Origin of the sequence: Parabacteroides distasonis ATCC 8503, assembly GCF_000012845.1 — a bacterium.
GTDB classification, from domain to species: Bacteria; Bacteroidota; Bacteroidia; order Bacteroidales; family Tannerellaceae; genus Parabacteroides; species Parabacteroides distasonis.
The window spans coordinates 2,125,926-2,135,000 of sequence record NC_009615.1 but is presented as its reverse complement, the minus strand read 5'-3'; the positions used below and the strand labels follow the sequence as shown (position 1 = coordinate 2,135,000).

5 protein-coding genes (1 of these 5 cut by a window edge) are annotated in these 9,075 nt (G+C 51.2%); 2 read left to right on the top strand and 3 right to left on the bottom strand.

What is annotated here, in order from left to right:
* On the top strand, positions 1-516 hold the 3' portion of the coding sequence (locus BDI_RS08950; RefSeq protein ID WP_005858317.1) for an alpha/beta hydrolase. The gene continues 303 nt to the left of window position 1, outside the view; 516 of the gene's 819 nt are visible here — the last part of the coding sequence; its start codon lies beyond the left edge, outside the window; its stop codon occupies positions 514-516.
* A gap of 26 nt (positions 517-542) precedes the next feature.
* Complete coding sequence (locus BDI_RS08945; RefSeq protein WP_009017089.1) at positions 543-1,988, top strand: glycoside hydrolase family 30 protein; 1,446 nt, start codon at positions 543-545, stop codon at positions 1,986-1,988.
* A gap of 161 nt (positions 1,989-2,149) precedes the next feature.
* Here BDI_RS08945 and BDI_RS08940 read toward each other — a convergent pair whose 3' ends face one another.
* The 3 genes from BDI_RS08940 to BDI_RS08930 are packed head-to-tail and all read right to left on the bottom strand — an operon-like array spanning position 2,150 to position 9,012.
* Entirely contained in the window at positions 2,150-3,775 is a 1,626-nt protein-coding gene (locus BDI_RS08940) for an efflux RND transporter periplasmic adaptor subunit (protein WP_008779459.1), read from the bottom strand.
* A gap of 4 nt (positions 3,776-3,779) precedes the next feature.
* Positions 3,780-5,246, bottom strand: a complete 1,467-nt coding sequence (locus BDI_RS08935) for a TolC family protein (RefSeq protein WP_227742547.1) — start codon at positions 5,244-5,246, stop codon at positions 3,780-3,782.
* Between the two features lie 19 nt (positions 5,247-5,265).
* A complete protein-coding gene (locus tag BDI_RS08930; RefSeq protein WP_011966593.1) occupies positions 5,266-9,012 on the bottom strand; it encodes an efflux RND transporter permease subunit in 3,747 nt (1,248 codons plus the stop codon).
* Positions 9,013-9,075: the final 63 nt, after the last annotated feature.

Sequence of the window (9,075 nt, the reverse complement as noted above, 5' to 3'; positions counted from 1 at the left end):
TGTATCGATGATGCTGCCGCCGCTGTCGCTTGGACATTCAACGAGATTGAGAAGTATGGTGGGGATAGGCGTAAAATCTTTGTCTCAGGTCATTCCGCCGGAGGTTATTTAACGAATATGGTCGGACTGGATAAGAAGTGGTTGACTAAGTATCGGATAGATGCTGATGCCATCGCCGCATTAATCCCTTTCAGCGGTCATGCGATCAGCCATTTCGCTTATCGGCAGGCGAAGGGAATGAAAGATACCCAACCGAGTATCGACGAGTTCGCCCCTTTGTTTTACGTACGTCCTGACGCTCCTCCATTGATTATCGTCTCGGGCGACCGGGAGATGGAGATGCTGGGCCGCTATGAGGAGAACGCCTATTTTTGGCGTATGATGAAAGTGGCCGGACATAAGAATACTTATATCTATGAGTTGGACGGATATGATCATGGATCGATGGCCGCTCCCGCCTTTCACATCTTAAAGAATCACGTGAGGATGATCTTGAAGGGTTCAGAAACCCGGTAATTTGATTAACTATTAATTTAATACGTATGGTTCTCTTTTCTTTATTAATGGTCTTGATTTGCTTGAACGCATGTTCTGGAGCGAAGATCTCGGACAATGTAACGGTGTATGTCACGACAAACGATCGTGCGAAAGATTTCGTGAGAAGTGAGATCGCCTTGGGGGACAAACAAGCCGCCTCGCCTTGCGTGATAACGATAGACCCTTCGGTGCGCTATCAGACGATGGATGGCTTTGGTGCCGCCGTGACAGGCTCTACCTGCTATAACTTGATGCGGATGGCTCCCGAGGATCGGACAGCTTTCCTGAAAGAGACTTTCTCTGATACGGAGGGGATGGGGTATAGCTATATCCGTATCTCGATTGGCTGCTCGGACTTTTCTTTAAGTGAGTATACTTGTTGTGACACGAAGGGTGTCGAGAATTTCGCCTTGCAGAGCGAGGAGAAGGAGTATGTGATACCGATCTTGAAGGAGATCTTGGCGATCAGCCCTTCTATAAAAATCTTGGGATCGCCTTGGACTTGTCCAAGATGGATGAAGGTGGATAACTTAAAGGATTTGCGCCCGTTCGAGTCGTGGACTAGCGGACAGTTGAATCCCGCTTATTATCAAGATTACGCTACCTATTTCGTGAAATGGATACAGGCGATGGAGGCCGAGGGGATTCCTATCGAGGCGATAACTCCCCAAAACGAACCTTTGAACCGAGGAAATTCCGCTTCCTTATTTATGGGATGGGAGGAGCAACTCTCTTTCGTGCGTGACGCTCTAGGCCCTAAACTGAAAGAGACTGGCCTCAAGACGAAGATCTACGCTTTCGACCATAATTACAATTACGATAATATGTTGGAGCAGCAAGGCTATCCGATGAAAATCTACGAGGATGAGAATGCCGCTTCTTTCCTGACAGGTGCCGCTTACCATAATTACGGGGGCGACCGGGAGGAGTTGAATAACGTAAACGGCAAGTTCCCCGATAAAGAATTAATATTTACGGAAACTTCTATCGGCATGTGGAATGATGGACGTAACTTAGAGAAACGCTTGATGGAAGATATGGAGGAGACGGCCTTGGGTACGGTGAATAACTGGTGTAAGGCAGTTATCGTATGGAACTTGATGCTGGATAACGAGCGGGGACCGAACCGAGAGGGTGGTTGCCAGACTTGTTATGGTGCCGTGGATATCGATCGCTCGGATTATAAGACGATTACCCGGAATTCTCATTATTATATTATCGGTCATTTATCCTCTGTGGTGAAGCCGGGGGCAGTACGGATCGGCTCTAAAGGGTATACGGCTGATGGGATTATGTATTCCGCCTTCGAGAATTTAGATGGAACGGAAGCGCTCGTATTACTAAATAATACGGACGGGACTAAAAATATAACGGTAAACAGTGGCGAACGTTCGTTTACCTATGAGGTTCCCGCTAAAGCAGTCGCTTCTTTCCGTTGGAATCTTTACTAATAGGAGGGGGTGTTAAAAGTTGGTATTATGGCACGCAGATTTAGCAGATTTACGCAGATAATATATTGATTTTCATGTCATAAATCTGCGGTCATCTGCTCAATCAGCGTTATCTGCGTGCCATGTTCACACTTTTGACACACCCCCGAATGTCCAATACTTTATCTATAGTGGCAACAAGCCGGTAGCTTATCATATACGGCTTTATCCGCCTTATCCATATCCGTGTCATGGCCTACTTTAGCGATCGCCTTGCTGATCGCTTTTGGGGAGGTCTTTTGGGGATTGTACTGGAGATGGATCATCTGGGTATCTTTGTCCCAATGAGCGGATAACACACCATTTACTCCTTTGGCCGCTTTCTCGATACGTTCCTTGCACATATCGCAAGAGCCTTTGACACCGAACATGGCATGCTCGGAGGCTACCCCCGTGGCGCTTTGCGCATGCATCATATGCCCCTCATGCCCAATCATAGGCTTGGCGGGCTCGTCGCCGTTATTCATCATGGAAGTTTTTCCCTCCAGCTGTGCGCTGGCGTCTATGGCGAAGACTCCGTTGGTTACGATTTCCTCACCTTCTCGCAAGCCATTCAAGATAACATAAGAGTTACCAAGGGAAGGGCCTAGCTCCACCTCACGCATCAAGAAAGCGGGGGTATTCGTATCCGGTTGCTTTACGTACACGATAGCACGTTTACCCGTCCAGAGCACAGCGGTTTGCGGTACGACGATCTCGTTCTTATAGTTGCGGAGCGGGGCGCTTACGTTTGCCGTGGCGTACATCTCGGGCTTGAGCTCCAAAGAGGCGTTCGGTACCTCTACACGGACCTTGGCGGTACGGGTCGTCGTGTTCAAGATCGGGTCGATGAAAGATATCTTACCCGAGAACTTCTTGCCGGGTAGCGCTTGCAAGGTAAATTCCACCGGATCACCTTTGCTAAGGAAAGGGAGATCCATCTCGAAAGCGTCGAACAAGGCCCATACCTTCGTGAGGTTCGCCACGTCGAAAAGGATAGCTCCTTGGGATACATAATCGCCTTGGCTTACCCGCTTGGACAGGACGATACCGCTCGTGTTCGACTTGATCTCTACAACCGGGGAGATAGAGCCGGATTTCTCGATAGCGGCGATCTGGGCGTCTGTCATCTTCCATAAATATAGTTTTTCACGGGCGGCCTGTATCAATTGAGGTTGTCCCATGCGGATCGCTTCCAACAATTCTTGCTGGGCGGTGAAAAGCTCGGGGGAGTAGAGGGTAGCGAGGGTTTGTCCGGCACGCACCGTCTCACCTGTGAAATCAACGTTCAAGCTCTCGATGCGTCCGCTTACATGGGCTGTTTGAGATTGCAGGCTACGCTCGTCCGGTACGATCTTGCCGTATAAACGGACTTGCTTGACCGGATTCTGGCGGGATACCTTGGAGGTTTGTACGTCCGCTAAGGCTGCTGCTTCTTCCGAAAGCTGAATGGCGTTGGGATCGATGGCCTCGTCCGAGAAGGAGCTCTTACGTACGGGGATCAAATCCATGGCGCAGATAGGGCATTTACCCGGCTTGTCTTGGCGAATTTGGGGATGCATGGAACAAGTCCACTCGCCGGCCTCGTTCTGTTGGAGGTCGTGGCCATGCGTAGGGTTGTGAACTTCCGTGCCGGTCTCGCTCGCTTGTGACGCATGGCTGTCGGTATCGGAGTTATGGAACAGGAGCCAGCCCAACAAGAGGCCGCCCGCTAGGAACAGGATATATATCAGGTACTTGGATTTTACGGTTTCATTTATATTTTTCATTTTCTTATTCGTTTACAGAGGTGGATATTAATTTCTCGATTCCGGCGATTTGGGTATTATATTCCGCTATCGCTTCGCTTTTCTTTAAGTGATAGTCCAACATTTGTCGCTCCACTTGGATCACGTCGGTCAAGGTCGTTCTTCCTGTCGAGAATTCCCGGACGATCAGTTGGTAGGTGGCCAACGATAGATCGTATTGTTTCTGGTACAAATCGATTTTCCGTGCGGCATCTTCCAATTGCTGGGTAATACGGATATACTCGGCTTGCAGTTGGTTCATCGTGTTCTCGTACTTCAACTCGCTGGATTTCCAATAATGCTTGCTTTCCCGTTGCTGTGCGTTATATTTCTTACGGAAGATAGGAAGGCTGATCTTTAGCATGGGCATGAACATATCCTTTCCGTTCATACCGGACATAGAGCCCATAGACATATCCTCTGGTTTCTTCCCGATCAAGGAATACTGGAGGCCGATACCTAGCATGGGGTAACTCATTTTCTTGTCCATCTCCGCCTTGGCCCGGTAAGCGTTTCCTTCCGCCTCCAGCATGGTAAGCATGGGGTTGTTGGAGATGACGCTGTCGAGAGCCATCGACTCACTCCATGAGAGAGGAAGCCGTTCCAACGAGTCGGGGACGGAAATCGGGGTAGCTAGCGACTGATTGAGCAACGTATTAAAAGCAGCCTCGGCCGTTTTCCGTTGCGATAACAAGGAGGCTAGCGTATTCTCCAGTTCTACCTTCTCCATCTGGATTCGCAGTACGTCCGACATTCCGCCTATGGAGTTGCCACTTCCCATAGAGCCTCCACCCATAGGGCTATCGCCGGACATTCCGGACATCGTACTACCGGATGCTCCCGTGCTTTGTACCGTAGGGCTTCCCATGCTACTGCCTCCCATACCCGACATACCTCCACCGGATACGGCGGGAGGAGTCGATGGAGCAGAAGATACGGGGGAGGGTAGGACGGAGGAACCGCCCGCCTTCGCCGACGGAGCGGAGAAGCGGTTCAATGCCAACTGTTCCAACTGGTCTAGCAGACGAAGGTTCGCCTGCGTATTTTTATATTGCTCGCTGATATTGCAAAGCTGGTACCATTGACTCTTCACCTCATAATACAGGTTGTTGCGACTGTTACGGAATTGTTCGTAAGCCATCCGGGCCATCTCGGTCGCCTCGTTGCGGGCCGCCTTCCGGGTACCGAACCAAGGGAACATTTGCATCAAGGTGAAATCCGCTATTTGCTTTCCGGACAAGATCTCCATCGGTTTCAGGAAGAAACCGATCTCCAGTTCCGGGTCCGGATAGGCTCCGGCTTGCGGGACTTTCTCCAAAGATGCCTTATACAGGGAGAAGTCGGCGTTGATCTGCGGATTGTTACGTGCCGCCAGTTCCAGATAATAGCCTAAACTATCGGCCGGCTGGGAGTAAGCGAAAAGGACGTTTAGCATCCCCAGTACACCTGCCATGATGATTGATCTGATTCTTTTATATCTCATAAGTCGTTACCTCCTCTTGAATTTTATTCTTTTGTTCTTTCTTTATAGCGTTCTCCCGCCACCAGCATTGCAGGACGGGAACGACAAACATGGTCATGCTCTGGATCAGCATACCCCCGAACGTAGGGATAGCCATCGGTACCATGATATCCGCCCCCTTACCGGTAGAGGTAAGTACGGGGAGTAAAGCTATCAGGGTAGTGGCTGTAGTCATGGCCGCTGGGCGTACCCGTTTCAGTCCGGCGGCTACTACCGCTTCCCGGATATCGTGCTTGGTGCGGGGGGCTCGCTCGAGGAATACATGATGGATGTAGGTTCCCATCAATACCCCATCATCCGTAGCCACACCGAACAAGGCGATAAAACCGACCCAGACTGCCACGCTCAGATTGATCGTGTGCATCTGGAAAAGATCCCGCATATTCTCTCCGGCGATGGAGAAGTTCATGAACCAATCCTGTCCGTAAAGCCATAGCAAGATAAAACCTCCGGCGAAGGCCACGAACACCCCGGAGAAATGGATCAGTGAGGCAGTGACCGTCTTGAATTGAAAGTATAGAACCAGCAGGACGATCAACAAGGCGAGGGGAACGACGATCATCAGCCGGCTGGTGGCACGCTCCTGCTGCTCGTAATTGCCGGCGAACTTATAGGATACGCCGGGATCAAGGTTCAACCCTCCCTCCTTTATTTGTTGCTCAAGGATGCGGGAAGCCTCTTTCACGACATCCACTTCCGCCTTCCCCGCCAGTTTGTCAAAGATGACGTAGCCTACCAAGAAAGTGTTCTCGCTTTGGATCATCTGCGCTCCACGGGTATAGTTGATATCGGCTAGCTCTTTAAGCGGGACTTGCGCCCCAGTGGCGGTCGGTACGAGGATCATACCTAGCGCCTCCGGATTATCTCGAAGCTCACGAGCGTAGCGTAGGCGCACCGGGAAACGTTCCCTGCCTTCCACGGTGCGGGTCAGTACCATGCCACCGACAGCGGCACTTAATATCTCTTGCAAGTCCTCCACGTTTACGCCGTAACGGGCCATATTCTCACGGTTCAGCTCGATCTCCAGATAAGGGGCGCCTACCGCACGGTCGTAAAATACGGAAGAGGGAATAACGGAGGGTACCTCTTTCAATGCCTTCTCGATCGCCTTTCCGGCTTTCTCGATCGTCTCCAGATCCGGGCCATACACCTTGATACCCATCGGGGCGCGCATACCGGTGGACAACATGACGAGACGGGCCTCGATAGGCTGCAGCTTCGGGGCGGAAGTCAATCCCGGCAGATGGGTGACGTTCACGATCTGTTGCCAGATATCGTTCGTGTTCTTGATCTCCGGTCGCCATTGGCGGAAGTAATCGCCTTTAGCGTCTGGAATCAGGCTGTCTGAGGGAATCAGCCGGAAACCGTCTTTGGGGTTATATACGCCTCCATCTTTTAGGAGATACTCCCCTTGCCGGTTTACCTTGAAACGTTCCCTTTTCCCGTCCTCATTCAGGATATATTCCGGACGGTAGTTGATTGTATTCTCGAACATCTGTACCGGTGCTGGATCGAGGGCGGAGTTTACACGGCCCCATTTACCGATGGCGGTCTCCACCTCGGGGATAGAGGCCAGCCGTTTGTCGAGCGCCTCTATATAATCAAGGTTTTGCTCGATACCGGAATGCGGCATGCTAGTCGGCATCAGTAGGAAAGAACCTTCGTTCAGGCTAGGCATAAACTCCTGTCCGATGCCTCTCCATATCCAGAAACCGAATACGATGGTAGCTCCCGGAATCAACATGAATTTCCAGCGGTTATCCAAGCACCAGCGCAATATCCTCTCATAATAGATAACGAGCAGCCACAGGATGCTTAGGATGATGGCTACGCAACCCGCCACGAACAGGATATTGGCGAGCATCCCTTTTTGCGGCCCCATCGGCAACCATTCCTCGGACAGGTAATAGATCGAGACAAAGAGGGTGATACCGATATTGATATAAGTGCTCATCTGAGGCTTCTTCCAATACCCGGACAATAGATTATTCAACCCGACTGCCGTTAGCCCGATAGCGGGAATACTGCCATAGATAATAAGTAAGGCGATTCCGGCCACGATCAACAGGTAATTCAGTATTTTCCGTATCTGCCTTGAATGGATCTTTATCGAGAACAACCAATACGATAGGGAAGGAAGCAAGATCAATCCCAGCACGAAGGCGGAAGCCAAAGCATACGTCTTGGTGTAGGCCAAGGGCGAGAACATCTTCCCTTCCTGCGCCTCCATGGTGAAGACGGGGAGGAAGCTGACGATCGTCGTGATCATCGCCGTACTGATCGCCCCGGACACCTCGCTTACCGCCTTATAAATAAGGTTGACAAACGCCTTTCCCCCCTGTATATGCCTGTTCTCGGGCATCTCCCGGTAACGGATGATACTTTCCACGAAGACGACCCCTACATCCACCATCACGCCAATGGCGATCGCTATACCCGATAAAGCCACGATATTCGCCGCTATCCCCGTATAACGCATGATGATGAACGTGGCGAGCACCGCTATCGGTAGCATACTGGCGATAACGATAGAGGCCCTTAGGTTGAGCACCAGCACGATGATGACGATCACGCAGATCAATATTTCGTGGGAGAGGGCGGTCTCCAACGTCCCGATCGTCTCCTTGATAAGCCCCGTACGGTCGTAGAACGGCACGACGGTTACCTTGGAGACCGTCCCGTCCGCCAGTACCTTTTGGGGCAATCCCGGCTCCATCTCCTTGATCTTCGCCTTTACGTTATTGATAACCTCCAAGGGGTTGGAGCCATAGCGGGCTACTACCACTCCGCCCACGGCCTCCACACCCTCCTTGTCCAGCCCTCCCCGTCGGGTTCCGGGACCGATATTCACGAACGCCACGTCCGATATGCGAACCGGTACGCCTTCCCGAACGGTGATGACGGCATTCTCTATATCTTTTACATTCTTGATATACCCCAAGCCCCGGATCAGGTACTCCACCTTGTTGATCTCCATCGTCTCGGCGCCGATATCGAGGTTGCTCTTCTTGATGGCGCTCATGATATCCATCACGGAGACGTTGAAGGCATACATGGCATCCGGGTTCAACTCGATCTGGTACTCCTTCACGAAGCCGCCCGCCGAGGCAACCTCGGATACCCCCTCGGCGGAGGATAAGGTGTACTTGACGTAGAAATCCTGTATCGTACGCAACTCCTCGGCGTTCCAGCCTCCGGTAGGTTTACCGGTCTTGGGGTCCCGTCCTTCCAGCGTATACCAATAGATCTGCCCGAGGGCGGTAGCGTCCGGTCCCAAGGTAGGCTGTACGCCTTCCGGCAAGGTTCCCAGAGGCAGGGAGTTCAGCTTCTCCAATATACGGGAACGGCTCCAGTAGAACTCTATATCGTCATCGAAGATAATGTATATGAAGGACATCCCGAACATGGAGGAACTACGGATCGTCTTCACTCCCGGGATACCTAAAAGAGAGGTGGTCAGCGGATAGGTGATCTGGTCTTGTATATCCTTCGGCGAGCGGCCCATCCATTCCGTGGCCACAATCTGCTGGTTATCGCCGATATCGGGGATGGCGTCTACCGGAATCGGATTCCGGGGAATGATCCCTCCGTGCCAATTGAAGGGGGACGTGGAAATGCCCCATACGATAATCAGCACTAGTAAAAGTAAGGTTACCACCCTGTTCTCAAGGAAGTAACGAATGATTCTATTTAACATTTGAATGAGCTTTTATGATTTGAAAACATATGAGAACGCTTATTTGTTCGTCTTTGAAGGCAA